Annotated in this window: 1 protein-coding gene; it reads left to right on the top strand. The window is 70.0% G+C overall.

Features of this window, described 5'->3' with window-relative positions; all coding sequences use genetic code 11:
- Positions 1-42: 42 nt before the first annotated feature.
- On the top strand, positions 43-1,290 hold the full coding sequence (locus EV643_RS43915) for an IS4 family transposase (RefSeq protein WP_133806165.1): 1,248 nt from the start codon (positions 43-45) through the stop codon (positions 1,288-1,290).
- Positions 1,291-1,455: the final 165 nt, after the last annotated feature.

Here is a 1,455-nt window from a genome sequence, read left to right as displayed (position 1 = left end):
CCAATACCGGTAACTTAGGGTCTGGTGCGGTACGGTTGGGGTGTGGCGAGGGTTGGTCAGGTCAAGTCCCGATCGGGTGACAGGTTGACGGATCGGGTGGGGATCGGGGTGCTGACGCGCTCGTTCCCGCCGGGTCTGGTGGACGAGGTGGTCTCGGGGCTGGGTCGTACCGAGAAGCGGTCGCGGTTGTTGCCGGCGCGGCTGGTCGTGTACTACGTGATGGCGTTGGCGTTGTTCGCCTCCGACAGCTATGAGGAGGTGATGCGCCGCCTCGTGCAGGGGCTGGCGTGGACGGCGCGCTGGCGGGGGACTTGGCGGGTGCCGTCGTCGCCGGCGATCTCCAAGGCGCGGGCGCGGCTGGGGCCGGGGGTGCTGGCGGCGCTGTTCGACCGTGCCTGTGTGCCTGTGGCCACGCCGGACACGCCGGGGGCGTTCTGCCGGTCGTGGCGGCTGGTGGCCGTCGACGGGACCACGTTCGACGTGCCGGACGAGCCCGGGAACGTGGCCCGGTTCGCCAAGCCGTCCAACGACCAGGGCCAGGGCGCGTTTCCTCAGGTCCGGCTGGTCGCCCTGGCCGAGTGCGGCACCCACGCGGTGTTCGCCTCCGCGATGGACAGCATCAGCACCGGTGAGCAGGACCTGTTCGGCCGCCTGTTGCCCAAGATCGGCCCGGGGATGCTGGTGATTGCCGATCGCAACTTTCTCGGCCATGACCTGTGGGTGGCCGCCGCCGCGACCGGTGCGGACCTGCTGTGGCGGGCCAAGTCCGACACCCGGCTGCCCGTGGTCACCGAACTGGCCGACGGGTCCTACCTGTCCTACCTGGTGCAGCCGGGCACCCGCAGGCGCGGGAAACGGATACCGGTGCGGGTCGTCGAGTACACGCTGCAGGCCAGCGAGTCCGAACACCCGCACAAGGCCGGGGAGGTCTACCGGCTGGTCACCACCATCCTCGACCCCGACGCCGCGCCAGCCGAAGACCTCGCCGCCGCCTACGCGCAGCGCTGGGAGATCGAGTCGGTCTTCGACGAGATCAAGACCCACCAACTCGACGCCCGCCCAGTGCTGCGCTCCCGCGACCCAGACGGAGTCGAACAAGAGATCTGGGGCATCCTGTTGCTCCACCACGCCATCCGCGACCTGATCCACACCAGCGCGGTCGACGCGGGCCTCGACCCCGATCAGGTGTCCTTCACCCGCGCGCTACGCGCCGCACGCCGCCAGGTCAGCGACCAGGCGGCACTTTCCCCCCTCCCGCCTGCGCCACGCCGCGCGCGCCGTCACCGCTGAACTCCTCGAACGGCTCAACACACGCCGCCGACGCCACAACCCCCGCGTCGTGCGCCGCACCCACCGCACCCCATTCCCCGCCAAGAAGCCCATCGACCGCCACCTGACCCAACCCCCGCCGGACACGATCAACATCGTGCGCCAGAGCTAAAGTTACCGGTATTG

Origin of the sequence: Kribbella caucasensis, from assembly GCF_004361855.1 — a bacterium.
Lineage (GTDB): Bacteria > Actinomycetota > Actinomycetes > Propionibacteriales > Kribbellaceae > Kribbella > Kribbella caucasensis.
This window is presented reverse-complemented; position numbering and strand designations above follow the sequence as displayed.